At 65.7% G+C, this 24,295-nt stretch carries 18 protein-coding genes; 11 read left to right on the top strand and 7 right to left on the bottom strand.

The window, feature by feature from the left end:
- Positions 1 to 129 precede the first annotated feature (129 nt).
- Complete coding sequence (locus tag AWB83_RS11215) at positions 130 to 1,284, bottom strand: extracellular catalytic domain type 1 short-chain-length polyhydroxyalkanoate depolymerase (protein ID WP_087045254.1); 1,155 nt, start codon at positions 1,282 to 1,284, stop codon at positions 130 to 132.
- Positions 1,285 to 1,620: 336 nt separating this feature from the next.
- Between AWB83_RS11215 and AWB83_RS11210 the strand changes: the two genes are divergently transcribed.
- Complete coding sequence (locus AWB83_RS11210; protein ID WP_087045252.1) at positions 1,621 to 2,307, top strand: phosphatase PAP2 family protein; 687 nt, start codon at positions 1,621 to 1,623, stop codon at positions 2,305 to 2,307.
- A gap of 33 nt (positions 2,308 to 2,340) precedes the next feature.
- On the opposite strand, the gene AWB83_RS11205 is transcribed toward AWB83_RS11210, so the two are convergent.
- Together AWB83_RS11205 and AWB83_RS11200 are read right to left on the bottom strand one after the other, a co-directional pair.
- Positions 2,341 to 3,165 carry a TOBE domain-containing protein gene (locus tag AWB83_RS11205; protein ID WP_087045250.1) on the bottom strand — a complete coding sequence of 275 codons (825 nt, stop codon included), beginning with the start codon at positions 3,163 to 3,165 and terminating at the stop codon, positions 2,341 to 2,343.
- A gap of 45 nt (positions 3,166 to 3,210) precedes the next feature.
- Positions 3,211 to 4,737, bottom strand: coding sequence for a CHAD domain-containing protein (locus tag AWB83_RS11200; protein ID WP_087045248.1), 1,527 nt, complete (start codon positions 4,735 to 4,737; stop codon positions 3,211 to 3,213).
- A 188-nt stretch (positions 4,738 to 4,925) separates the two neighbouring features.
- Between AWB83_RS11200 and AWB83_RS11195 the strand changes: the two genes are divergently transcribed.
- Together AWB83_RS11195 and AWB83_RS11190 are read left to right on the top strand one after the other, a co-directional pair.
- Positions 4,926 to 6,512 carry an inorganic phosphate transporter gene (locus tag AWB83_RS11195; protein WP_087045246.1) on the top strand — a complete coding sequence of 529 codons (1,587 nt, stop codon included), beginning with the start codon at positions 4,926 to 4,928 and terminating at the stop codon, positions 6,510 to 6,512.
- 333 nt (positions 6,513 to 6,845) lie between these two features.
- Positions 6,846 to 7,004, top strand: coding sequence for a DUF3309 family protein (locus AWB83_RS11190; RefSeq protein WP_087045244.1), 159 nt, complete (start codon positions 6,846 to 6,848; stop codon positions 7,002 to 7,004).
- 104 nt (positions 7,005 to 7,108) lie between these two features.
- Here AWB83_RS11190 and AWB83_RS11185 read toward each other — a convergent pair whose 3' ends face one another.
- Both AWB83_RS11185 and AWB83_RS11180 read right to left on the bottom strand, forming a co-directional pair.
- The gene (locus AWB83_RS11185) at positions 7,109 to 7,417 is read right to left on the bottom strand and encodes a hypothetical protein (RefSeq protein ID WP_087045242.1); all 309 of its coding nucleotides are present in this window, start codon (positions 7,415 to 7,417) and stop codon (positions 7,109 to 7,111) included.
- 17 nt (positions 7,418 to 7,434) lie between these two features.
- Positions 7,435 to 7,659, bottom strand: coding sequence for a hypothetical protein (locus tag AWB83_RS11180; RefSeq protein WP_087045240.1), 225 nt, complete (start codon positions 7,657 to 7,659; stop codon positions 7,435 to 7,437).
- Between the two features lie 282 nt (positions 7,660 to 7,941).
- Between AWB83_RS11180 and AWB83_RS11175 the strand changes: the two genes are divergently transcribed.
- The 3 genes from AWB83_RS11175 to AWB83_RS11165 all read left to right on the top strand — a co-directional run bounded on the left by AWB83_RS11175 (position 7,942) and on the right by AWB83_RS11165 (position 9,473).
- Positions 7,942 to 8,211, top strand: coding sequence for a DUF2866 domain-containing protein (locus AWB83_RS11175; protein ID WP_087045238.1), 270 nt, complete (start codon positions 7,942 to 7,944; stop codon positions 8,209 to 8,211).
- 93 nt (positions 8,212 to 8,304) lie between these two features.
- A complete protein-coding gene (locus AWB83_RS11170) occupies positions 8,305 to 8,742 on the top strand; it encodes an MbcA/ParS/Xre antitoxin family protein (RefSeq protein ID WP_087045236.1) in 438 nt (145 codons plus the stop codon).
- 5 nt (positions 8,743 to 8,747) lie between these two features.
- Positions 8,748 to 9,473 carry an RES family NAD+ phosphorylase gene (locus tag AWB83_RS11165; RefSeq protein ID WP_087045234.1) on the top strand — a complete coding sequence of 242 codons (726 nt, stop codon included), beginning with the start codon at positions 8,748 to 8,750 and terminating at the stop codon, positions 9,471 to 9,473.
- 33 nt (positions 9,474 to 9,506) lie between these two features.
- Here AWB83_RS11165 and AWB83_RS11160 read toward each other — a convergent pair whose 3' ends face one another.
- Positions 9,507 to 10,838: a DNA topoisomerase IB gene (locus AWB83_RS11160; RefSeq protein WP_244197666.1), complete on the bottom strand. Its 1,332-nt coding sequence runs from the start codon at positions 10,836 to 10,838 to the stop codon at positions 9,507 to 9,509.
- Between the two features lie 91 nt (positions 10,839 to 10,929).
- Positions 10,930 to 11,667 carry a metallophosphoesterase gene (locus AWB83_RS11155; RefSeq protein WP_087045231.1) on the bottom strand — a complete coding sequence of 246 codons (738 nt, stop codon included), beginning with the start codon at positions 11,665 to 11,667 and terminating at the stop codon, positions 10,930 to 10,932.
- Positions 11,668 to 11,832: 165 nt separating this feature from the next.
- Between AWB83_RS11155 and AWB83_RS11150 the strand changes: the two genes are divergently transcribed.
- The 5 genes from AWB83_RS11150 (at position 11,833) to glgB (ending at position 23,992) form a co-directional block, all read left to right on the top strand.
- Positions 11,833 to 12,507, top strand: a complete 675-nt coding sequence (locus tag AWB83_RS11150) for a DUF1345 domain-containing protein (protein ID WP_087045229.1) — start codon at positions 11,833 to 11,835, stop codon at positions 12,505 to 12,507.
- Positions 12,508 to 12,826: 319 nt separating this feature from the next.
- The gene (gene glgA / locus AWB83_RS11145; RefSeq protein ID WP_087045227.1) at positions 12,827 to 14,533 is read left to right on the top strand and encodes a glycogen synthase GlgA; all 1,707 of its coding nucleotides are present in this window, start codon (positions 12,827 to 12,829) and stop codon (positions 14,531 to 14,533) included.
- Positions 14,534 to 14,909: 376 nt separating this feature from the next.
- Positions 14,910 to 18,308: a maltotransferase domain-containing protein gene (locus tag AWB83_RS11140; protein ID WP_087045224.1), complete on the top strand. Its 3,399-nt coding sequence runs from the start codon at positions 14,910 to 14,912 to the stop codon at positions 18,306 to 18,308.
- Between the two features lie 73 nt (positions 18,309 to 18,381).
- A complete protein-coding gene (gene treS / locus AWB83_RS11135) occupies positions 18,382 to 21,780 on the top strand; it encodes a maltose alpha-D-glucosyltransferase (protein WP_374729101.1) in 3,399 nt (1,132 codons plus the stop codon).
- Positions 21,767 to 23,992: a 1,4-alpha-glucan branching protein GlgB gene (gene glgB, locus AWB83_RS11130; protein WP_087045547.1), complete on the top strand. Its 2,226-nt coding sequence runs from the start codon at positions 21,767 to 21,769 to the stop codon at positions 23,990 to 23,992. Before treS ends, glgB begins: the two co-directional genes overlap by 14 nt.
- Positions 23,993 to 24,295: the final 303 nt, after the last annotated feature.

Genomic DNA, 24,295 nt, shown 5'->3' with positions numbered 1-24,295 from the left:
GGGCCTCGCTGGAATACTAGGGTTACTACCTATGAGAGCAATTATAGGGTAATCCCTGATACAACGCCAGCCCCGCGTGCTAGAACGCTGATACTAATTTGCAACACTCGAAACGCTGCCCGCCGCATCTCAGGCGACGAACGCATCGCGCGTGGCCTCGCTGGAGCGCCGCTGGTGCTTGAAGAACTCCCACATCACTGCGGACGAATCCGGCCCTTTCGACGAGTGGAACGCCACCGTATCGTCACCGCCGGCCCATGAATGGCCGAGTCCGCGGACGATCGCGGTCTTCACCACGCGCCGGCCGTTCTTGAAGTGGTCGCTCACGACGCCATCGGGGTTCGTTTCCTGACGCGTTTCCCCCGCACGGCGATTCCCGACGGCATCAATGAACCCGTTGAGCCGGAGGAATTGCTTGGTCAGTTGCTCGGCGTTGGCGGGCGTGACGACCGAATCCAGCTCGCCATGCACGATGACGGCCGGCATGCCCGGATACTCGCGAACGTCGACGGCCGCGTCGATCAGCGCGACAGGATCGGTGCGGCTGCCGCGGCGCATGACGTCCATCGCGCCGATGGCCGAGCGCGCCTCGCCGAAGACCACGCCCGAATGCAGGCCGACGGCGGCGAACACCTGCGGATAGCGCACCGCGAGCAAGGCGGCGAGCCCCGCGCCCGCCGACATGCCGGCAAGATACACGCGCTCCTCGTCGAAATCGTGCTGCGCGACCATCGCCTTCACGAGCGACACCACCGAGGCGGCCTCGCCGCCTCCGCTGCCGGAATCGTCGTACCAGTGCCAGCAGCGGTGCGCGTGCTCATGCTTGGACTGCTCGGGATACAGCACGGCGAATCCGTACTTGTCGGCGAGCAGGTTGATGCGCGTGCCCTGCGAAAAGTCGTCGGCGTTCTGCTTGCAGCCATGCAGCATGACGACGAGAGGCAAGGGCTCCGGACCGGTCTTCGGCGGCGTGTAAAGCGCGTAGGACAGGTGGTTGATAAGGCGTCCCGCCGTCGGCGGAGCCGAGTGATACGAGCGCGCCCACTTCCCGCGCGCCCATGCGGACGCGCGCGGACGCACGCGCGATTCGCGCATCGCCGGACGCGCGCCGCCGGCGCGGGGCGTCGCCGCCTTGGCGGCACCCGACTTCAGTTTCGACTTGACGGTCTTCGCGCGCGTGGGCTTGGTCGCCGCCCGCGGTTTGGGTACGCGAATCGCTTCCACTTGGTTGGCGACCAGGCGTCTCAAGCCGCGCAACCAGAGCTTGGTAAGGCTTTTCGACATTCGGCTGGATCCTCTACAAACATGCAATCGGACGGCGCAGGCAAAAAACCCGCGCCCGGTTGTGCATTGCACAATAACACCAAATCGTTCCGGCAGTGCGCATCCTTCTCTTACATATCGGGATGAATTAACAGCAATTCAACAAAAAAGGCAAAATTAAACGAAAGTTACGCGATGTAACCGACAAGTATCTTTGGGCAATGTCGCATAATTCGGTATGTTCCCAAACGGTATACTGCTGAGGATTCGCGGCAACCCGGTTCAAGTGTGCCAATCGACTGTGCCGATTCGTGCCTGGCTGCCGCACTGCAGCAACCCCTATTCCCAAGAATACCAATGAACGTGGACTTACCTGTTTCCGCCTGGATATCGATCACTTCATTCGGCAGCGTCGGCGTCATGGGCCCCGTGGCGCTCATCGTCGCGGCCTGGCTCGCGCTTGGCTATCGCTGGAAGTACGCTTGCGCCTGGCTTGCGCTGCTCGGCGCGGCGAGCGGTCTCGTCGCGTTGAGCAAGATCGCGTTCATCGGCTGGGGAATCGGCCTGCGCAATCTCGACTTCACCGGCATCAGCGGACATGCGCTGATGTCCACGGCGGTGCTTCCCGTCGCGATATTCGTCGCGCTGCTGCCCGCGCGCGCCGCGGTGCGGGCGCTCGGCGTGGCGGCCGGACTGTTGCTGGGGGTGTGGGTCGGTGTGTCGCGCGTCGTGCTCGACGCGCATTCGATCTCGGAGGTAGTGGCAGGCTGCGCGCTCGGCGCGCTGGTCGCGCTGGCGTTCGTGCGCATCGCGTGGCGGGCCGAGTCCGGCAGGCTCGCGCCGACGCCCGTCGCGGCGAGCCTTGCGGCGGTAGTCGTCGCGTTGCACGGCGTGCCGGTGCCGACTCAGCACTGGATCACCGAAATCGCGCTCGGGCTTTCGGGCCACGAGCGTCCTTACGTGCGGGCGAGCTGGAAGGCGAAGCTCTATCGCGCGCCCGAGCGCCGCACGGAACTTCAGCCGGAACAGCGGGCGGCCGCCTGACACGGCCCCCCCCCCCGCGTCCATGCGTGAAACTCAGTCGTTCACGCCAATGATCACGCTCGACGCCTTGATCACCGCCACGGCTTTCTGACCCTGCGCGAGCCCGAGCGTGTCGACGCTCTGATTCGTGATGATCGCGGTGACGGTCGTGGCGTCGTCGAGCGACAGCGTCACTTCGGCGTTCACCGCACCCTTCGTCACGCTGGCAACCGTTCCGCGCAACTGATTGCGCGCCGACAGCTTCGCGCTCGTGTCCTCCATCAGCATCACCCACGACGCCTTGATGAGCGCAACCGCGTCGCTGCCTTCCTTCAGGCCGAGCGATTGAGTGCTTTCGTGCGTGACCACCGCGACGATCGTCTGGCCGCCCGGCAGGCCGAGTTCGATTTCGTCGTTGACCGCGCCGCGCGTGACCTTCGTCACCTTGCCGGCCAGTTGATTGCGTGCGCTCGTTTTCATTCCCAGTCTCCCGATCAGTTGCCAGTCGTGGGCGAAGCCTTCGATGGCGGCGCCGGCCCGTTGCAGAAATTTTCGATGCTCGCGCTCGACCGCCCGATAGGTCTCGATGAGACGCAGCGCGGCGGGCGTGAGCTTCGTGCCGCCGCCGCCCCTGCCGCCGCTCGCGGTCATGACGAGCGGCTCGCCGGCCAGGTTGTTCATCGTATCGACGGCATCCCACGCCGCCTTGTAGCTCATGCCGACGACCTTCGCCGCCGCGGTGATCGATCCCGAGTCGCGAATCGCGGCCAGAAGCGCGATGCGCGCCGCGCCGCCGAGCGTCTCCGTGCCGCTCTTCAGCCATACGGAGCCACCGAGTTCCAGCGGATCATGAGTCGCGGGCGATTCGGTCTTCGTCATCTGTCGCCTCTGGGAATCGTGCCGAAACAATGAAAGCGTGGCGCATTATAGCGACGCCTTCACGCGCGGACGACGCATCGAGCGCAGCAGCCGCTCGCCCTCCTGCGCGTCCTTGCGCGCCGATGCCGCGCCCCACGCGCGCGCGAAACCGCGCTGGTAATCGGTGGCTTCGGGAATGGACGCGAGCCGGTCTGCGGCGACGGCCGCGTCGTTCGCTTCGCCGAGCACGGTCTGCAATTCGCCGAGGAGGCTCGCGGTTTCCTTGCGCGTGCGCCGCGACGTGACCGAGCGGAAGAATTCGAGCGCATAGCGCAGACGCTTCGCGTGAATGCGCACGCGATGCCGCTCGCGCGCTTCGAGCGAAACGAGATCGGGCACGCGCGCGATGCGCCGATAGTCCTTGCGCATGCGTTTCTCGGCGTAGCTCACGAACCGCATCGGCTTTTCGTCCTCCTGCGACGCGAAACGCGCGAGCCATTCGATGAACGCGAGCGTGAGACGCGCGTATCGCTTCGACGCCAGCGCGTCGCGCACGGTGTCGCGCGCGACGCGGCGCTTCACGTCGGCGGCGGCGATGAGCGCCTGCCAGCGCGCGGGGTTGTCGTCCGAGTCGGCGTAGGCGGCAAGCGTCTTGTCGGTGAACACGTCCCAGTCGCGTGCATCGGCGAGCAGGTCGCCAAACCACTTCAGATCGGGCGCGATGCGCGTGTTCCAGGTGTCGTCGACATCGTCGCGAAACAGCTTCAGAAGCGTCTTCAGCCGCCGCTGTGCTACGCGCAGCTGATGCACGTGCTCGGCGCCGAGACCCGCGCGCGCCGCGTCCTCATTGCCGAACCACTGCCCGGCCACCGACGCCGCGATCGCGACGAACGCCTCGCGGCGCGTCGCCGAGCGCGGCAGATCGAGCTTCGCCGCATGTACGGGCTGGCTCTCCGGCTCATGTGCTTCGCCCGGCGCGATGAAAAACGGCGCCGCGTCGATGACTTCGCCCGCGAGCGTGAAGACCGCATCGAGCGAGCCGTTCGCCGCCGGCGCCGCGAGGCGCAGTTCCGGCCGCCCTCCTTCGCACGTTTCGAGCGTCGCGAGAATGTCCGCGCCGCCCGCGCCGATGCGCCATTCGACACGCTCGACTTCGCCCTCGGGCTCCGGCCTCCGATCCGGCACGGCGACCGTCTCGCCGCTGTCGCCTTCGAGCGTCACGGCGGTATCCGGCGCGACGAACCGATGCGCCTTCGCAAGCGGTCCCCGCAACGCCTCCTCGGCTTCGGCGAATTCGCGCAGCGACGCCGCCAGATCCTCGCCCGCGGGCCGCGCGAAGGTCCGATAGCGCGTGAAGCCGGGCATCGGCGTGCTTTCCTCCTGCACCGCGCACAAAAGTCGCGCGCCGTCGAGCGTTTCGACCGACAGCCGCCAGCCCGGCGGCTTCAGCGGGATATCCCGTGCGGCAAGCCGCGTGCGAACGGACGTTGCACCGGCGAATGCGGGTATCTGCTCCAGCGCGGCCACGAGCCGGCCGGGCGTTCCGTCATCCGAGCGATGCGATTGCAACGCAACCTCGACCCACACCGTCATGAAGTCTCCCTGAGCGATCCCGCGTCGCCCGTCAATTCATACGAAATGCCTATCGTTTCCGGAGTCATGAAATCGACACATGCTCCGTGAAACATGACCAGTTGTGCTTCCCGAACGCTTCTCGCTTTCTTCTTCCGCCTTCCCTTAGAACTCGCGCAAGCCGCACGCCCAAGACTCAAGGACGCGACATGAACCGCATTGCCTTTCCTCAATCCCGAGAAGCCCGCACGCCCGGACAGCGCTTCGCGCTGCTGATCTTCCTGCTCGCCATCGCGGCGGGCGCCGTGTACTGCGTCATGCATTTGCTCGATGATCTCGCGCCGGTGCGCGAATCGTCGGCGTTTCCGTACATCCTGCTCGGCATCGCGCTTCTCATCGCGCTCGGCTTTGAATTCGTCAACGGCTTTCACGACACCGCCAATGCCGTCGCAACTGTAATCTACACGCACTCTTTGACACCCAACCTGGCGGTCGTCTGGTCGGGCGCATGGAATTTCATCGGCGTGCTGATTTCGAGCGGCGCGGTGGCGTTCGGCATCCTGCAATTGCTGCCGGTCGAGCTGATCATCGGCGTGGGCAGTTCGCAAGGCTTCGCGATGGTCTTCGCGCTCCTGATCGCGGCGATAATCTGGAACCTCGGCACTTGGGCGCTCGGCCTTCCTTCTTCGAGTTCGCACACGCTGATCGGTTCGGTGATCGGCGTCGGTCTGATGAACCAGATGCTGCACGGCGCCAGCGGCACGTCGGGCGTCGACTGGAGCCAGGCGGTGTCGGTCGGCAAGTCGCTGCTGTTCTCGCCGATTGTCGGCTTCGTCCTCGCGGGCTTTCTGCTCTACGTGCTGAAGCTCGTCGTGCGTGTGCCGGCGCTCTACAAGGAGCCGGAGAAGAACACGCCGCCGCCGTTCTGGATCCGCTGCCTGCTGATCCTCACCTGCACGGGCGTATCGTTCGCGCACGGCTCCAACGACGGCCAGAAGGGCATGGGCCTCATCATGCTGATCCTGATCGGCACGGTGCCGACCGCGTATGCGCTCAACAAGGCCGTGACGGCGAACGAGATGCAGACCTTCCTCGCGGTGAGCCACAGCGCCTCCGATGTTCTGCAGCGCTACGGCAACGGCGTCGCGCCCGCCGCCGACGCGCGCGGCCAGGTCGAGAAGTATGTCCAGACGAAGACGCTCGCGCCGGACACGATCGCATCGCTCAAGCATGTGATCGACTCGATCGAATCGCAGATCCGTCCGGGCCAGACGATGGCCGGCGTGCCGCAGGGCAGCGTCCGCAACGTGCGCAACGAGATGTACATCGCGTCCGAAGCGCTGCGCATCATGGAAAAGCAGAAGGCGCCCGCGTTCTCCAGCGACGATGACGCCGTGCTCACCAACTACAAGAAGCAGCTCGATCACGCGACCAAGTTCATTCCGACGTGGGTGAAGGTGGCGGTCGCGGTGGCGCTCGGCCTGGGCACGATGGTCGGCTGGAAGCGCATCGTCGTGACGGTCGGCGAGCGCATCGGCAAGTCGCATCTGACGTATGGACAGGGCGCATCGGCGGAGCTCGTCGCGATGCTGACCATCGGCGCCGCCGATGTCTACGGCCTGCCGGTCAGCACGACGCACGTGCTGTCGTCGGGCGTTGCGGGCACCATGGCCGCGAACGGCTCCGGCCTGCAATGGCGCACCGTGCGCAGCCTCGCGCTCGCGTGGATCCTGACGTTGCCCGTGTCGATCGCGCTCGCAGGCTTCCTTTTCTGGGCGTTCCGCGGGATTTTCTAGGCTTCGAGACGTTCGTCGGCGCGATCGAACGGCGCGGAAAACCCTTCAAACGGCTTTCCCGCGCCGTGCAAGTTTTGCCCGCCTGCTGCAGTTCCCCTCTCCTTTTCGACAATCCGCCCGCCGGCGCGCCCGTTTCGGGAGCGCGGCGCGCCCTGTCGCGCAGGGCCTTCGCGGCTACTGGCACAGCCATTGCTCGGATCCTGTCGTCGATCGCACTTCTGATCGGACGGCGGTCACGAGCCGCCGACCCCTCGGCGTATGAATGTCTGGCAGTTGGGAGGCCGCGCCGGGCGCCGATCCGTCATTGCGATCATTTGAACAAGGAGAAGTCAAATGACGATCGGAACCATCCTGCTGATCATACTGATCCTGCTGCTGATCGGCGCCATTCCATCCTGGCCGCACAGCCGCAGTTGGGGCTACGGGCCGAGCGGGATAGTCGGCGTCGTGCTGATCGTGGTGATCGTGCTCTTGTTGATGGGACAGCTATGACGTCCCGCGCGGTCATGCCCGTCTGAACGCCCGCCGCCATCACCCGAAAAAAAGGGGCGCTCCCGCTGGGGCGCCCCTTTTTCACGTGTGCTTTGCAGTGAGCCTCAAACCCGCATCACTTGTCCGTTCGGCTCGATCTTGCGCGGAATGACCGGCTCGGTCTGCTTCGGCGACGACGCCTTCGGACGCGGCGCCGCCGACGGCGGCTCGATCGCGGCCTTGTCGGCCACTTGCTTGACCGACGTCGCGCTCTTGCGCTTCTTCTTCGCAGCCGTTTGCGTGGCGGCGTGCGTCTTGCTCTTGCCCTTCACGGCCTGTGCTTCGGGAGGATTCCATACTTCCGTGTAGCGCTCGGCCGCAAACAGCGACGACGAGCCGACGAGAAGTAGAAGGATCAGGAATACGCGCTTCAAGAGATTCGCTCCAACGGTTAGTGGCCCGCTCTGCGCGAGAGGATGGCGTCGAGCGACCGCCCGGATGTCTCCAGTTCGCGCAACGCGGCATCGAGGCGCTCAAGCGAGCGTGCGACGGACCGTCCGTTCTCCTCGAAATCGGGCTCGCCTCGCGTCGCGTCGAACGCCGCGTTGACGGCGCGCGTCGCGCGCATGAAACGTTCGAGCGCGGCGGCTTCGAGCGGATCGTTGCGTGGGTTCATCGGCAAGCTCCCCAGTTGCAGACAAGCTGTACGAATATACAGTAAGCCGCCGTCGCGGCAAACAAGCCGCACGCGGCGTGGCAAAAATGCCTAAGCGCCTCTTGACCTGAGCGCCGGCACTGTCCTCGGCCGCGAGCGGCGGCATTTCGCCACGCCTCGCCGCAGCCTCTTTCGGAATTAAGTCGCGCTTAATTCTCGCCCGACACACTCGACTCGCGATCCGGCTCCGCTGGAGCCGTCCCTGCCGGACGGCCCGAGCCGCCAACCGATGAGGAATGTTCCATGCCCGCGAATCACGCCGCGCGTCAATCTTTCGCCAATCTCGCGCCCACGATGCGCAAGCAGCACGCGCTCGCGTTGCGCAGATGCCGTCTTTCCGCGCCGGTCGAACCGCCCTGGGGGCCGGCGTATCGAATGGTCGAATGGGAGGCGAAGAACGATCCGCGCGTGCAGCGCCGCGTGTTCCCCGCCGATTGCACGCCCTCGCAGATCGCCGACGCGCTCAGATCCCACGTGCCAGGCCGCCGCTACGGCCCGGACGACGACGACTGATCCGGCGCTTCGAGCAAAAACGGTCATGTCACGCTTGTATTAATCCATATATGGACTAATATCCTGTACAAGTTCTTTTTGAGACTTAACGACATGCCCAATGCCGCACGCGCTGCCTCGACGGCGGCCGGCCATCCGGTTTCGCGCCCGGCGCTGGATTCGGGCGACCTGTCCGCCGCCGGCCTACGCGCCTTCTTCAACATCGCCCGCGACTGGTCGCTTTCCGCCGAAGAGCAGATCGTCCTGCTCGGCTCGCCGGGGCGCTCCACCTACTTCAAATGGAAGAACGCGCCGCAGTCCGCCCGGCTCGGACGCGACACGCTGGAGCGCCTCTCGCTGATTCTCGGCATCTACAAGGCGCTGCAGATCCTCCTGCCCGACCCCAAAGCCGCCGACACCTGGATCAGGCGCGCCAACGCCGCGCCGCCCTTCGGCGGACGTCCGGCGCTCGAGCGCATGCTGGCGGGCAATATCAGCGATCTCGTCGCCGTACGCCAATACCTCGACGCAATGCGAGGCGGCTGGGCGTGATGGGGATGGCATTCAGCAAGGACGCATCCGACTGGCGCGAACGATGGCCGCATGGCGTGCTCGACTGGTCGCCCGCGTATCGCGTGATTCCCACGCGCTTTCCCGCCGTCAATCTGTTCGACCGGGTCGCGTCGCCGCAGGATTTCGAGGCGCTCTACGCGCTCGAGGCGATGACCAACGACCGCCTGCGCACCGAAGTAGGCGAACTGGATCTCGTGCCGCCCGACGAGCGCTGCTTCGGGCCGGGCTGCGGGCCGATCATGGCGGCGTTCACCCATCTGAACCCGAACGGCAGCCGCTTTTCGGACGGCAGCTATGGCGTGTTCTACTGCGCCCGCGAACGGCAGACGGCGATTGCCGAGACGCGCTATCACTCGGGCCTCTTTCTCGCCGCGACCAGGGAAGCACCGTTGCGCCAGCAGATGCGGCTCTACACGGTAGTGGCGCACGGCGAAGTCGTGGACCTGCGCGGCGACGCGATCGCGCAAGCCGGCCTCGATACGCGCATCCTCGACCCCGACGATTACAGCGCCGGCCGGATTCTCGGCCGTGCGGCGCGGGCAGCCGGCGCATCGGGCATCGCGTATCCGTCGGTGCGCGACAGCCAGGGCGAGTGCCTCGCGGCGCTGCGCACGACGATGCTGCGCGACTGCCGTCACGCCGCGTATCTCGAGTACGACTGGAACGGCGAAGCGATCGACTATGTGTTCGAGCTGAATCAGGTCGGCTGAGCGGGCAAACGTTTCAACCGGTTTCGGCCGGCTTCAACCGATCGCGACCGCCGTCTGCGAGCGCGTGCGCGCGAGTTTCTTCGACGCCGGGCGCGCGGCCTTCGGCGCCGGCTTCTTCGCAACCTGCTCCAGCGCCTGCGACGCCGCGCGCTTGCCGCTCCTCTTCAGCGCACCGGCGCGCGCCTTGCGGCCCGATTCCGCAAGCAGGCGGGTCAGGCGCGCGTCGCCCGCATCGGCGCCCTTGGGGTGCTTGCGCGCCGCCTCGCGGGCGCGGCGCTTCGCGTCCCTTTCCAGAAAGATCGCGAGCGCGGCTTCGTCGGTCCTGAGTCCGCGGCGGCGCGACGCGGGCATCGTGCCGGCGAGTTCGCCCGCCTCGAACGCCTCGATCACCGCCGGATGCACGTAGCACTTGCGGCACACGGCAGGCGTGTTGCGCAGCAACTGCGCGACTTCCCTGATCGTGCCGACGACGTGCCTGCGCGCCTCGGTCACGGTCTCCCATTTCAGCCTTCCGAGCGCCGCGAGCGCGAACACGCTGCCCGCCCACGTGCGGTAATCCTTCGCGGTGAAGTCCGCGCCGGTGATGTCGCGCAGATACTCGTTGATATCCGACGAACTGACCGAACGGCGCGTGCCGTCGGCATCGAGATACTGGAACAGGTCCTGCCCCGGCAGATCCATGCAGCGCCTGACGATGCGCGCGACGCGCGCGTCGCTCACCGCGACGTCGTGCTCGATGCCGCTCTTGCCGCGAAACTTCAAGCGCAGCATGCCCGCCGACACTTTCAGATGGCGCTTCCTGAGCGTCGTCAGTCCGTAGGAGCGGTTCTCGCGCGCGTATTCCTCGCTGCCGACGCGGATCAGCGTCGTATCGAGCAACCGGACGACGGTCGCGAGCACCTTGTTGCGCGGCATGCCCTCGAGCGACAGATCGCGGGCGACGCGGGCGCGCAGCTTCGGAAGAATCGCGCCGAAGGCGAGCAGGCGCTCGTACTTGTTGGCGTCACGCGTTTCGCGCCATTGCGGGTGATAGCGATACTGCTTGCGCCCGCGCGCGTCGCGGCCGGTCGCCTGCAGATGGCCGCGGGCGTCGGGGCAGATCCAGACGTCGGTATAGGCGGGCGGAATGGCGAGCGCGTCGATGCGGCGGACTTCGGCGTCGTCGTCGATGCGCTTGCCCTGGGTGTTGAAGTACGCGAACGCGCCGTCGATCCATTCACGAGTGTAGCCGCGGCGCGAGTCGTCCATATAGCGCAGACCGGGCGGCAAATCCCCGGGGCAGCCTTGCCCGCCGCCCGTCAGGCTGTCGCTGGCTGCGCCGCCGCCCGCTTCGTCGGTTCTCGCATTTTGTCCGATCCTCGCCACAGTGCGCCTCGCCAGAATGGCCTTCGATTCATGGCGAAGCATCGAGCAACGTGCGTGCCGGACGACCCGGCTGCGCGTGCAGGCGGGTGGTTCAGGGCAGCGCGAGCGCTCGCGCGCCTTCGGAGGCGGCCCAGCGCTCCTTCACGGACCAGCGTTCGTCCGTGCCCGCCTGGACGATCGTGAGCCGCCCTTCCGACGCAAAGGCGCCGGTATCGATGAAGATTTGCGAACCGATCTGCTTGACGGCGCGCATCGGCGTATGGCCGCAGTAAGTCGGCGACAGGCCGTGCTGGCGCGCGGGGTCTGCCTGGCCGAGCGCGAGCCCGCGGCCCCACAGCAACTGGTTGCGCACGTCGTCGGAGAAATCGGCGGCGTCGAGATCGGCGTCGCTGCCGAAAAATTCCGCGTGCAGCACGTTGAAGCGCCGCGCGCCTTCGCCGACGATGCGCACGAGCGGCAACTTCGCGAGCCGCACCGCGAGCTCGGCGAGCTGATCGTCGCCGAGGGTTTCCGCCCACGCGCCGCCGATGGCGTACCAGGCGTGGCGGCGCATCACGCCGGTCGCGACCGCGATCAGCGAATCCTCGTGATTGCCGAGCACGGGATAGAACCACGGCTTGTCGATGAGGTCGATCGCCGCGAGCGAATCCGTGCCGCGATCGACCAGATCGCCGACGGAGAACAGCCTGTCCCGCGCACTGTCGAAACCGATCTCGTGCAGCAAGTAGCGCAGCGCATCGACGCAGCCATGCAGATCGCCGACCACGAAGTCGCGGCCGACGTCATTGGCGGGATGCCTGCAGACGATGGGATAAGTAGGACCATTCATGCGTCGATCTTAGCGCCGCTCGGTTACGGCGTGTGAGGGGTTGGTCGCTTTCGCGAAGCGATTTCGGTGTCCGTGCCGGGCGCGGCCGCGGGCCATTCTCATGCACGCGTTCAGCGGCCATCTGCGCAATAATCGCAGGCGTCGAGCGCGTTTTCCTCTCCGTCCATGTCCGCGAGCAAGAATAAGAGGCACCTTCTCCCGTCTGTGCTGCGCAATCGCCCGCGGGCCGTCATCGGCTTGCTGGTCGGCGGCGTCGTCGCCGCGCTCGTTCCGGCGCACGCGCGACCCACGGCGCGTGCGCTGATCGGCTGGGACTCGGCCGTGTGGCTCTATCTCGTGCTGATCTGGCTGCGGATGGCGACCGCGGGCCAGACCGACGTGCAGGCGCTCGCCGAGCGCGAGGACGAAAACGCCGCCACCGTCCTGATGATCGTGAGTATCGCGGCGGTCGCGAGCATCGTGGCGATCGTCGTCGAGCTGGCGTCGGCGAAAAGCCTCGGCTTCAGGGCCGTCCCGAATTATCTGCTCACCGGCGCGACGATGCTCGGCGCCTGGTTCCTCATCCCGACGATGTTCACGCTGCACTATGCGCGGCATTACTACCAGTCGCCCGAGAACGATCCCGCGCTCAGGTTTCCCGACCAGCATCTCCAGCCCGGCTACTGGGACTTCCTTTACTTCTCCTTCACCATCGCGGTCGCCTCGCAGACCGCCGACATCGCGCTCTGCTCGACCGATGCGCGCCGCACCGCGCTCGCGCAATCGGTGCTGTCGTTCTACTTCAACCTCGCGGTGCTCGGCCTCTGCGTCAACATCGCGGCGAGCATGGTGGGCGGATGAGGCGCGCTCGCGCGCCCGCGCATCACGCCGCTGTCACGGGCGCGCCATAAGCTGATCCGAGCCCGCATGTAAAAACGCGGCGCGCGCCGCTGTCAGTTTTACACCCGGCACGACCCCGCCGTTTCACGCATCGCCGGGCGAGCGAGCCGAGCGGTCTCGTCCTGCCTGGGCGGAATTCGACGTGTTGCATCGCACACACGTCCGCGGCCAATGGCACACCGATTGCTGCAATGCGCCGGCCATTCCAGACGCGTTCCCCAGATCAGCATTCGCCTGCGCGGCGCATCGACCGCGCAATCCTCCCGCTCAGGAGCCCACTTTGCCTTTGAATGTTCTGCTGGTCGCCTCCGAAGCCGTGCCGCTCGCCAAGACCGGCGGACTCGGCGACATGGTCAGCGCGTACGCTGCCGCGCTGCGCGAAGCCGACGTCGATGCCACCATCCTGCTTCCCGCCTATCCGAATGCCGTCGCCCGGGCCGAAGCGCTGAGCCGCGTCGGCACGCTGACCGGCCTGCCCGGCGGCGACGCCACGCTCCTGCGCGGACGCCTGCCCGACACCCGCGTGCCCGTGCTGCTGCTGCGCTGCGACGCGCTCTATGCGCGCACCGGCCTCTATCAGGACGCGCAGGGCCGCGACTATGCGGACAACGCGATTCGCTTCGCGACGCTGTCGGCCGCCGCGGTCAGGATCGCCCAAGGCGTGCGCAACGTGAAGAGGCCCGACATCGTTCATGCGCACGACTGGCATACCGGCCTCACGCCGCTCCTGATGAAGCACGCGGGCGTGCACGCAAAGAGCGTATTCACGATCCACAATCTGGCATTCCAGGGAAACTACGCGCTCTCGCTTGGCGCGCGGCTCGGGGTGCCGGAGAAGTGGCTCGCGCACGCGCTCAGCGACCCGAAGAGCATCGAGTTCTACGGCGCCCTCAGTCTGATGAAAGCGGGCATCGTCCACGCGGACCGCGTGACCACCGTCTCCGAAACGTATGCGCGCGAAATCCTCACGCCCCGTTTCGGCCATCTCATGGAGGGCGTGCTGCAGAGCTGTGCGGACAAGCTGTCGGGTGTCGTGAATGGAATCGATGAAAACACGTGGAACCCCGCCGCCGACCCGCACATCGAGCGCAACTATTCGTTCGACGACATGCGCGGCAAGCATGCCTGCAAGCGCGCGCTGCAACGAAAATTCGGCCTGCCCGTCGATCCGTTCGCGCCGCTCATGGCGATCGGCAGCCGCATGACGGGACAGAAGCTCGCGGACGTCGTGCTCGAGGCGCTGCCGCGTCTGCTGGAGAAACATCGGCGCCTGCAGCTGGCGGTGCTCGGCAAGGGCGAGGCGTACATCGAGGCGGGTTTCAGGAAGCTCGCGCAGGAATGGCCGGATCGCGTCGGCGTGCATATTGGATATGACGAGCGCCGCGCGCATGCGCTGCATGCGGGCGCGGACATCCTGCTGCACGGCAGCCGCTTCGAGCCGTGCGGGCTCACGCAGATGTACGCGATGCGTTACGGCACGCTGCCGGTCGCCTCGCGCGTGGGCGGCCTCGCCGATACGATCGTCGATGCGGCGCAAAACGCGGATCATCACGATCGCAACGTGCTGCGGCCATCGGTGTATCTGCGTGACGGCACGCACGACATGCCCATCGCGCAGGCCTCCGCACGACGGGCCTCGCACGCACCCACGGGCTTTCTCTTCGACGGCGAACGCGCCGACGATGTCATCCATGCGGCGAGCCGCGCCATCGATGCCTACATGCGTCCGCATATCTGGCGCGCGCTGCAGCGCAACGCGATGTCATGCGATTTCGGATGGAACGAAGCCGTCACGAAAATGGTCGCACTGTACGCCGGCCTGAGCGACGACCGCGGGAAGTCCCGGTGGGAAGCACGTCCGGGCCGCACGGCACTGCGCTCGCGCCGCGTTCCCGATGTCATGCAGGCGCCCGCGCCGCTGCCCGTGCAGGCGCAGGACGAGCGCGCGCTCGCGGGCGACAGGACGTTCGTCGCGCGCAGCGCCTGAGCACGGCCATCGCTTGTTCCGCAGAAGTGACGTAATGTAGGAGCCGGCCCGGCCGCGCGCCGGGCGCGGCACGCAACGTGCTCCCACCCCCCGTGCGATGACCGAAGGAAGACCCTTGAGGATGCACGGAGGAAGCCTCTCGGGACCGTGGCGCCACCGCGAGCGCGAGCAGCGCCCGATGCACGGCGCATCGCGAGACGCGGTCAGGCTGGCGTCGATTCGAACGGCGTCGAGGTGTAATCTGAGTTCTGCCTGAAGTCCGCGTGCGAGCTTCGTGACACGCGGACCGGCGCTTCAGCTAGTTCGGCCCGTGAGCGTGATCGCGATCGATGTCCGCATCCCCGCCACCGCAAGACGACTCTGGAAAAGACGAACGATGGAAAACCATCAAGCTCATCATGCGTATGCGCCGCGTATTTACTTCATCGATCCCCTGCTCGTCGGTCCCCTGGCGAACTGGCCCGCCCAGTTCGAGCATGCGGCCGCGCTCGGCTTCGACCATGTCCTGATCGGCTCGCCGTTCGTGCCCGGCAGCAACGGGCATCGCGAGGCCGTCGCCGATCATCATCGCCTGCATCCCGTCTTCGACTCCGATGCGAGCGCAGCCGACGGCCTGCGCCAGCTCGCCGACGCCGCGAAAAAGCACAAGCTCACGCTGCTCGTCGACATCGTGATCGACCGGGTGAGCGCGGAAGGCGGGCTCTATCAGGACAACAGGCACTGGTTCCAGCCCTTCGAGAGCGCGGATGCGCGGCTCGATCCGCGCAAGCCGCCACGTCATCGCGATGTCGCCTACGCCAATTTCGCCGATGGCGAAGCGGCGCATCATCTGACCGAATGGTGGGCGAAGGAGTTGAACGTGATCGCCGATGCGGGCGTCGGCGGCTTTCGCTTCGATTCACCCCACGCGGTGCCCGCGCACGTGTGGCGCCGGCTCGGCGCGGCGGTGCGGGAGAAGCATCCGGCTACACGCTGGCTTGCGTGGACGGTCGGCGTCACGCGCCACGATCTGCACGGCCTGAGCGACGCGGGCTTCGACGCCGTGTTCAGCTCGACGCGCTGGTGGGACTTCCGGAGCGCATGGCTGTTCGACGAGCACGCGGCGCTCTCGCGCATCGCATCGCCGGTCGCGTTTCCCGAAGACCCGTTCGGCGCGCGCCTCATCAGCGATCTCTCCGACACGAGCGACACCGCGCTCATCGAACGCGCCTACACGCGCGTGCTCGACACCGCCGCCGCGCTCGGCACCGGCTGGATGGTGCCGATGGGCTTCGAATACGGCGTCGGCCTGCCAATGTCGCCGCAATACGGCATCGCCGCCGAGTACGAGCGTGCGAAGAACGAGAAGCGGATCGATCTGACGGCGCGCATCAGGCGCGCGAACGACCTGCAGCGCAACGTCGGCACGCTTTCGAGCGTCGGCGAGCTGCGCTCGCTGACGGGCCCCGGCACGCCGTACGCCGCGCTGATCCGCGCCGATGGCGGCGACCTGCGCCACAGCGAGAACGCCGTGCTCGCCGTGATCAATCCCGACCTCGTCGCGCCCGTGCATGTCGATACGCTGCATCTGCTCGAATCGGTGCCGGGCAACTACACGCGCTTCGCCCACATCGACGATGCATTGGGCAAGGCCGAGCGTCTCGCGCCCTTCATGCTGAAGGCGGGCGAAGTGCGGCTCTTTCGCGCGGAAGCCGAACCGTTCATCCTGCTTGCGCAGCCGCAAGTCAAACGCGGCGCGAAGGCCGCCGACAAAAAGGCGGTCGCCGAGGCAGTCGCGGCGCCGCGCGTGTCGATCGAGAGCGTGACGCCTTCGGTCGATCACGGCCGCTTCCCGGCGAAGCGCATCGTCGGCGAGGCGGTGGAGATTCAGGCCGCGATCTTCGCGGAGGGCCACGACAAGATCGCCGCGGCCGTGCAATGGCGCGCCGCCGACGAAACCGACTGGCACGAAGCGCCGATGGCCGCCGTGCAGCCGGCGGGCCTCGACCTGTGGTCGACGCGCATTCCGCTCGAACGCGTGGGCCGTCACGAGTTCGTCGTGACGGCATGGCGCGACGATTACGCGTCGCTCGTCGATCACATGCAGAAGAAGCTGAAGGCCGGCCAGGCCGTGGATCTGGAAGTCGAGGAAGCGAGACATCTGTTCGCGCTGATCCTCGCGGAAGTGAAGACCGTCGACGATGCCGACAGCGCGCCGCTCGAAGCGATCGTCAAGGAGTTCACGAAGGCCGACGACGCGCGCAAGCTCGAGCTCGTGCTCGCGCCCGCCACGGCGAAGGCCGTTGCCGCGGCAAGGCACCGGCCGTTCCTGTCGCGCGATCCGGTCGTGTATCGCGTCGATGCCGAGCGCGCCGCCGCGCGTTTCGCGAGCTGGTACGAGATCTTCCCGCGCTCGATGAGCGACGACGAGAACCGGCACGGCACCTTCATCGACGTGATCGGCAAGTTGCCGCGCATCCGCGAGATGGGCTTCGACGTGCTGTATTTCCCGCCGATTCATCCGATCGGCGTCGCGAACCGCAAGGGCAAGAACAACACGCTGACCGCGCAGCCGGGCGATGTAGGCAGTCCGTATGCGATCGGCGGCAAGGAAGGCGGGCACGACGCCTTGCATCCCGAGCTCGGCAATCTCGATGACTTCAAGCGCATGCTCGAAGCCGCGCATGAGCACGGGCTGGAAATCGCGCTCGACTTCGCGGTGCAGTGCTCGCCCGATCACCCGTGGCTCAGGGAGCATCCGACCTGGTTCGCCTGGCGCCCGGACGGCACGCTGCGTTATGCGGAGAACCCGCCGAAGAAGTATCAGGACATCGTGAACCCGGACTTCTACGCGCAGGACGCGAAGCCCGATCTGTGGCTCGCATTGCGCGACGTGTTCCTGCACTGGATCGAGGCGGGCGTGCGCATCTTCCGCGTCGACAATCCGCATACGAAGCCGTTCCCGTTCTGGGAATGGGTGATCGGCGACGTGCGCGGGCGGCATCCCGACGTGATCTTCCTCTCCGAAGCCTTCACGCGCCCGCGCGTGATGAACCGCCTCGCGAAGCTCGGCTTCTCGCAATCGTACACGTACTTCACGTGGCGCGAGAGCAAGCGCGATTTCATCGATTACATGCACGACCTCACGCAGACCGACGCGAAGGAATACTTCCGGCCGAACTTCTTCGTGAACACGCCCGACATCAATCCGCGCTTCCTGCAAAGCTCGGGGCGTCCCGGCTTCGTGATTCGCGCGGCGCTGGCCGCGACGCTGTCCGGCCTGTGGGGCGTGTATAGCGGCTTCGAGTTGTGCGAGTCGGCGGCGCTGCCCAACAGCGAGGAATATCTCGACTCCGAGAAGTACCAGTTGCGCGCGTGGGACTGGAACCGGCCCGGCAACATCGTGACCGAGATCACGGCGCTCAATCGCATCCGCCGCGCGAACCCGGCGTTGCAGACGCATCTCGGCGTGAGCTTCCTGCCCGCGCATAACGATCACATCCTGTTCTTCGAGAAGGCGAACGCGGCGCGTGACAACGTCGTGCTCGTCGCGATCAATCTCGACCCGTTCAACGAGCAAGGCGCGGACATCGAGCTGCCGTGGCAGACGCTCGAACGCTGGGGCGTGCACGAAGGGGATGCGGTCGCGGTCGAGGATCAGGTGACGGGCGAGCGATTCGAATGGCACGGACGGCGCCAGCATGTGCGGCTCAATCCGCATTCGTTGCCGTTCGCCATCTGGCGCATCTCGCCGACGTGGGGCTTGCCGAAGCCTCAGCCCGGCGAGGAAGGATGAATCATCGACGGCGAACGAGAGCACAACGATAACAAGGGCGGCAGTCAGTCCGTACGGACATTGGAGCGAAACCGTGGATACAAGGGTGAAGCGCAACAAGAAGGCGTCGATTCTCAGCGACGATCCGCTCTGGTACAAGGACGCGATCATCTATCAGGTTCACATCAAGTCATTCTTCGATGCGAACAACGACGGCATCGGCGATTTCCCCGGCCTGCTCGCGAAGCTCGATTACATCGCGGAACTGGGCGTCGATGCGATCTGGCTCTTGCCGTTCTATCCATCGCCGCGTCGCGACGACGGCTACGACATCGCCGATTACCGCAACGTGCATCCGGACTACGGCACGATCGCGGATGTCAAGCGCTTCATTCAGGAGGCCCACGCGCGCGGGATCCGCGTGATCACGGAACTGGTCATCAATCACACGTCGGACCAGCATCCGTGGTTCCAGCGCGCGCGTCATGCGAAGCCGGGCTCGAATCACCGTAACTACTACGTGTGGTCCGACACGGACAAGAAGTACGAAGAGACGCGCATCATCTTCATCGACACGGAGCCGTCGAACTGGACGCATGATCCGGTAGCGGGCCAGTACTACTGGCACCGCTTCTATTCGCACCAGCCAGACCTGAACTTCGACAATCCCGCCGTGATCAAGGAAGTGCTCGGCGTGATGCGCTTCTGGCTCGACATGGGCATCGACGGCCTGCGGCTGGATGCGGTGCCTTACCTCGTCGAGCGCGAAGGCACCAACAACGAGAACCTGCCCGAGACGCACGCGATACTCAAGAAGATCCGCGCGACCATCGACGCCGAGTATCCGAACCGCATGCTGCTTGCCGAAGCGAACCAGTGGCCGGAAGACGTGAAGGAATACTTCGGCGACGAGGACGAATGCCACATGGCGTTCCACTTCCCGCTGATGCCGCGCATCTACATGTCGATCGCGAGCGAGGACCGCTTTCCGATCACCGACATCATGCGGCAGACGCCCGATCTCGGCACGACGAATCAATGGGCGATCTTCCTGCGCAACCACGACGAGCTCACGCTCGAAATGGTCACGGACTCCGAGCGCGACTACTTGTGGAACACATACGCGAGCGATCGCCGCGCGCGCCTGAACCTCGGCATTCGCCGACGTCTCGCGCCGCTGATGGAGCGCGATCGCCGGCGCATCGAGCTCATCAACTCGCTGCTCTTCTCGATGCCGGGCACGCCCGTGATCTATTACGGCGACGAGCTCGGCATGGGCGACAACATCCATCTGGGCGACCGCGACGGCGTGCGCACGCCGATGCAATGGTCGTCCGATCGCAACGGCGGCTTCTCGCGCGCCGATCCGGAGCAACTCGTGCTGCCACCGGTGATGGGCTCGCTCTATGGCTATGACGCGGTCAATGTCGAATCGCAGAGCCGCGATCCGCATTCGCTCCTGAACTGGACCCGCAAGATGCTCGCCGTGCGCCGCTCGAAGCATGCCTTCGGACGTGGCGCCATCCGCTTTCTGCGGCCCGCGAACCGCAAGATTCTCGCCTATTTGCGCGAGCTCGAAGGCGAGCCGCCGATTCTCTGCGTGGCGAATCTCTCGCGCGCGCCGCAAGCGGTGGAGCTCGATCTGTCGGAATTCGCGGGCTCCGTGCCGCTCGAAATGACCGCGGATTCGCCCTTCCCGCCGATCGGCCAGCTCACCTATCTGCTGACGTTCCCGCCCTACGGCTTCCTGTGGTTCCAGCTTTGCCCGGGAAACATGCGGCCTTCGTGGGCGCAGGCGCCGTCCGAGCAATTGCCGGAGTTCGTCACGATGGTGATCCGCGCGGGCCAGACCGGCCCGACGCCGGAGAACGTGCGTCTGCTCGAATCGGAAGTGCTGCCGAACTACCTGAGCAAGCGCCGCTGGTTCGCATCGAAGGACCAGAAGCTGAATGCGGTTCGCTTGGCCGCGCTCACGACCATCGATGGCGCGGGCTTCGCGTTCACCGAAATAGAAGCCGATGTAGGCGATCATTGCGAGCGCTATGTGCTGCCGCTTTCGATCGCCTGGGGCACGGAAACCACCTCGCCGCTCTATATGCAGCTCGCATTGGCTCGCGTGCGGCGCAATCGCAACATCGGGCATCTGACGGATGCGTTCTCCGTGCCGCAATTCACGTATGGCGTGTTGCACAAGCTCAAGGAGCGCGCCGTCGTGCCGACTGTGCAGAAGAGCGAGATCCGCTTCCTTCCGACGGAACGGCTCGACGAACTCAGCTTCGATCCGGCGGACCCGCCCGAGATCCGCTGGCTCGCGGCCGAGCAGAGCAACAGCTCGCTCGTGATCGCGGACAAGATCGTGCTGAAGCTCGTGCGGCGCGTCGTCGGCGGCATTCATCCGGAAGCGGAAATGAGCCGCTATCTGACGAAGCTCGGCTATGCGAACACCGGCCCGCTTTACGGCGAAGTCGTGCGCGTGGATCCGCAAGGCGTGCCGCATACGCTCGTCATCCTGCAGGGCTTCATCGACAATCAGGGCGATGCGTGGAATTACGCGCTCGACTATCTGCGTCGCACGGTCGACGAGCTCGCCGTCGCGGTGGAATCCGAAGAGCACACGCCGGAGCGCGATGCCCAGACGGAAGGCTTCGTGGGCTACGGCAACATCGCGGGCGTCATCGGCAAGCGGCTGGGCGAGCTGCATGTCGCACTCGCGAGCCCGACCGACGACGAAGCCTTCTCGCCCCAGCGCGCCACGCCCGGGGACGTGCAAGGCTGGATCGACGGCACGCTGAAGCTGCTCGATTCCGCGCTCGACATCATTGCGCAGAAGATCGGCGAGTTCAGCGAGCACGACCGCTTCCTCGCGCAGAGCCTGCTCGATCGACGCCACCTGCTCGTCGATGCGGTGAAGAAGCTCGTTGCGCCCGATGCTGACGCGCTGTGCATCCGCATCCACGGCGACTTCCACCTGGGCCAGGTGCTGATGGCGCAGGGCGATGCGTATCTCATCGACTTCGAGGGCGAGCCTGCCCGCGCGCTCGACGAGCGCCGCAGGAAGACGAGCCCGCTGCGCGATGTCGCGGGGCTGCTGCGCTCGCTTTCGTATGCGAGCGCGGCGGCGCAGTCGACGACCGAGAACGCGCCCGCGCAGACCGCGGATCGCAAGCGCGCGCTCTTCGAGCGGCTGCGCACGTTCGCCGAGGAGAGCTTCTTGCGTGAGTACGTGGAGGCGATCGCATCGTCGCCCGAAACGATCGCGGCCGAGGACGTGTTTCAACCGTTGCTCGATCTTTTCCTGATCGAAAAGGCCGCTTACGAAATCCGCTACGAAGCAGCGAACCGGCCGACCTGGATCGGCCTTCCGTTGCGGGGTCTCGCGTCGCTCGCGAGCCGCTTGCTGGGAGACACGGGCGAGCCGCCCGCGCCGGGCACGCGGCCCGTGTTCGGAGCAACCAAGGACAATCCGGATGGAACCCATCATGAACACTCGTAGCGATCCGGCGGATACCAGGAATCCGGCGCACGGCCTCAATCCGCTCGATATCGACGCACTCGTCGAGGCGCGGCATCCCGATCCGTTCTCGATGCTCGGCCTGCATCAAACCGATCTGGGACATGTCGTGCGCGCGTTTCTGCCGGGCGCATCGGCGGCGAACGTCGTCGATGCGGCGAGCGGCGAGCATCTCGCCTCGCTCGCGCGCATTCACGATGCGGGGCTTTACGCGGGCTTCGTCGAGAGACCGGCGGCGTATCGTCTGCAGATCGACTGGCACGGCACGCCGCAGGAGACGCATGACACGTATTCGTTCGGCCCCGTGCTTTCCGACGAATGGCTCGCGCGCCTCTCGCAGGCGGACCCGTACGCGGTGCTCGAGTGCCTCGGCTCGCGGCCGGTCAGGCATGGCGACGTCGCGGGCGCGCGCTTCGCGGTGTGGGCGCCGAATGCGCGGCGCGTGTCGGTGGTCGGCGACTTCAACACATGGGATGGCCGTCGTCATCCGATGCGCCTGCGTCACAACGCGGGCGTATGGGAGCTGTTCGTGCCCGGCATCGGCGCGGGCACGCGCTACAAGTACGAGATCGTCACGCGCGACGGCCACACGCTGCCGCTCAAGGCCGACCCTTGCGCGATGCAGAGCGAGAAGCCGCCCTCGACGGCATCGGTCGTCGCGGATGCCGACGCGATCGATCATTACGCATGGACCGATGCCGAATGGATGGCCACGCGCGGCGGCAAGCAGACGCCGCAATCGCCGATCGCGATTTACGAGGCGCATGCCGAATCGTGGCTGCGTGTGCCGGAGGAAGGCAATCGCGGCATGAACTGGCACGAGCTCGCGGAGCGCCTGATTCCGTACGCGAAGGGCATGGGCTTCACGCACCTCGAATTCATGCCGATTGCGGAGCATCCGTTCGGCGGGTCGTGGGGTTACCAGCCGCTCGGTCAGTTCGCGCCGTCCGCCCGCTTCGGCACGCCCGAGCAGTTTGCGGAATTCGTGAACCGTGCGCACGAAGCGGGGCTCGGCGTGATCATCGACTGGGTGCCCGCGCACTTTCCGAACGACTCGCACGGCCTGGTGCAATTCGACGGGACGCCGCTCTACGAGCATGCGGACCCGCGCGAGGGCTATCACCAGGACTGGAACACGATGATCTACAACCTCGGCCGCAACGAGGTGAGCGCGTTCCTGATCGCATCGGGCCTTGCGTGGCTGAAGCGCTATCACGTCGACGGCTTGCGCGTGGACGCGGTCGCGTCGATGCTTTATCGCGACTATTCGCGCAAGGCGGGCGAGTGGGTGCCGAACATCTACGGCGGGCGGGAGAACCTCGAATCGATCGCGTTTCTCAAGCGGCTGAATCAGGAGGTACGGCATATTCCGGGGGCGATCACCGTGGCGGAGGAATCGACCGCGTGGCCTGGCGTGACGGCGAGTGTGGAAAGCGGCGGCCTGGGTTTCGACTTCAAGTGGAACATGGGCTGGATGCACGACACGCTGCACTACATGCAGGAGGATCCGGTCTACCGCCGGTACCACCATCATCTTTATACGTTCGGGATGGTGTATGCGTATTCCGAGCGCTTCGTGCTGCCGCTATCGCACGATGAGGTCGTGCATGGCAAGGGCTCGCTGATCGGCAAGATGCCGGGTGACAGGTGGCAGAAGTTCGCCAACCTGCGTGCGTATTTCGGCTTCATGTGGACGCATCCGGGCAAGAAGCTGTTGTTCATGGGTGGCGAGTTCGGGCAGTTTGCGGAGTTCAATCACGACGAATCGCCGCATTGGCATCTGCTCGATGACTCGCTGCATGGCGGCTTGCAGAAACTCGTGCGCGACTTGAATCTGCTGTATGCGAGCGAGCCTGCCTTGCACAAGCTGGATAGCGATTCGCGCGGCTTCGAGTGGATCGTGGGCGACGACAATGCGAACAGCGTGTATGCGTATCGGCGCACGGATGCGGAGGGGCGCGATCTGATCGTGGTGTGCAATATGACGCCGGTGCCGCGGCTTGCATATCGGATCGGGTTTCCGCGGCGCGGGCGGTGGAGCGAGATATTCAATTCCGATGCGTCGGTTTATGGCGGGTCGAATATGGGGAATGGAGGGGTTATTCATACGGATGACTATCCGAGTCATGGGCGGGAGCAGTCGGCGGCTTTGACCTTGCCTCCGTTGGCTACTATTGTGTTGCGGGGTGATTGAGGGGAGGTTCTTGGCTCGGCTTGTTCTTTCGTGTTCGGGGAATCCTGAATTCTTAGTGGTCTATTAGCGTTGCCCCTATGCGGGGCGGCAGTCACTTTCTTTGCTGCTGCAAAGAAAGTAACTGTATTGAAGGTCAAGTGCAAAGGCACAAGGAATCATGGAGCTTGCGCATGCCGGCGACGAAGGCGACCTTGGTCTTCTTGCCTTTGGCACGCAGCCGATCGCAAAACGCCTTGATGTCGGGATTGGCCCGTTGGGCGGCCACGCAGGCCATGTAAAGGGCCCGGCGCACGATGTGGCGCC

Source organism: Caballeronia ptereochthonis (genome assembly GCF_001545075.1).
GTDB classification, from domain to species: Bacteria; Pseudomonadota; Gammaproteobacteria; order Burkholderiales; family Burkholderiaceae; genus Caballeronia; species Caballeronia ptereochthonis.
Note: the sequence above shows the minus strand (reverse complement) of the source record. Positions and strands in the feature narration are given on the sequence as shown.

Coding starts and splice junctions, on each gene's coding strand:
- AWB83_RS11215 (WP_087045254.1), bottom strand. CDS start 1,284: ATGTCGAAAAGCCTTACCAAGCTCTGGTTGCGCGGCTTGAGACGCCTG.
- AWB83_RS11210 (WP_087045252.1), top strand. CDS start 1,621: ATGAACGTGGACTTACCTGTTTCCGCCTGGATATCGATCACTTCATTC.
- AWB83_RS11205 (WP_087045250.1), bottom strand. CDS start 3,165: ATGACGAAGACCGAATCGCCCGCGACTCATGATCCGCTGGAACTCGGT.
- AWB83_RS11200 (WP_087045248.1), bottom strand. CDS start 4,737: ATGACGGTGTGGGTCGAGGTTGCGTTGCAATCGCATCGCTCGGATGAC.
- AWB83_RS11195 (WP_087045246.1), top strand. CDS start 4,926: ATGAACCGCATTGCCTTTCCTCAATCCCGAGAAGCCCGCACGCCCGGA.
- AWB83_RS11190 (WP_087045244.1), top strand. CDS start 6,846: ATGACGATCGGAACCATCCTGCTGATCATACTGATCCTGCTGCTGATC.
- AWB83_RS11180 (WP_087045240.1), bottom strand. CDS start 7,659: ATGAACCCACGCAACGATCCGCTCGAAGCCGCCGCGCTCGAACGTTTC.
- AWB83_RS11175 (WP_087045238.1), top strand. CDS start 7,942: ATGCCCGCGAATCACGCCGCGCGTCAATCTTTCGCCAATCTCGCGCCC.
- AWB83_RS11170 (WP_087045236.1), top strand. CDS start 8,305: ATGCCCAATGCCGCACGCGCTGCCTCGACGGCGGCCGGCCATCCGGTT.
- AWB83_RS11165 (WP_087045234.1), top strand. CDS start 8,748: ATGGCATTCAGCAAGGACGCATCCGACTGGCGCGAACGATGGCCGCAT.
- AWB83_RS11155 (WP_087045231.1), bottom strand. CDS start 11,667: ATGAATGGTCCTACTTATCCCATCGTCTGCAGGCATCCCGCCAATGAC.
- AWB83_RS11150 (WP_087045229.1), top strand. CDS start 11,833: ATGTCCGCGAGCAAGAATAAGAGGCACCTTCTCCCGTCTGTGCTGCGC.
- AWB83_RS11140 (WP_087045224.1), top strand. CDS start 14,910: ATGGAAAACCATCAAGCTCATCATGCGTATGCGCCGCGTATTTACTTC.
- glgB (WP_087045547.1), top strand. CDS start 21,767: ATGAACACTCGTAGCGATCCGGCGGATACCAGGAATCCGGCGCACGGC.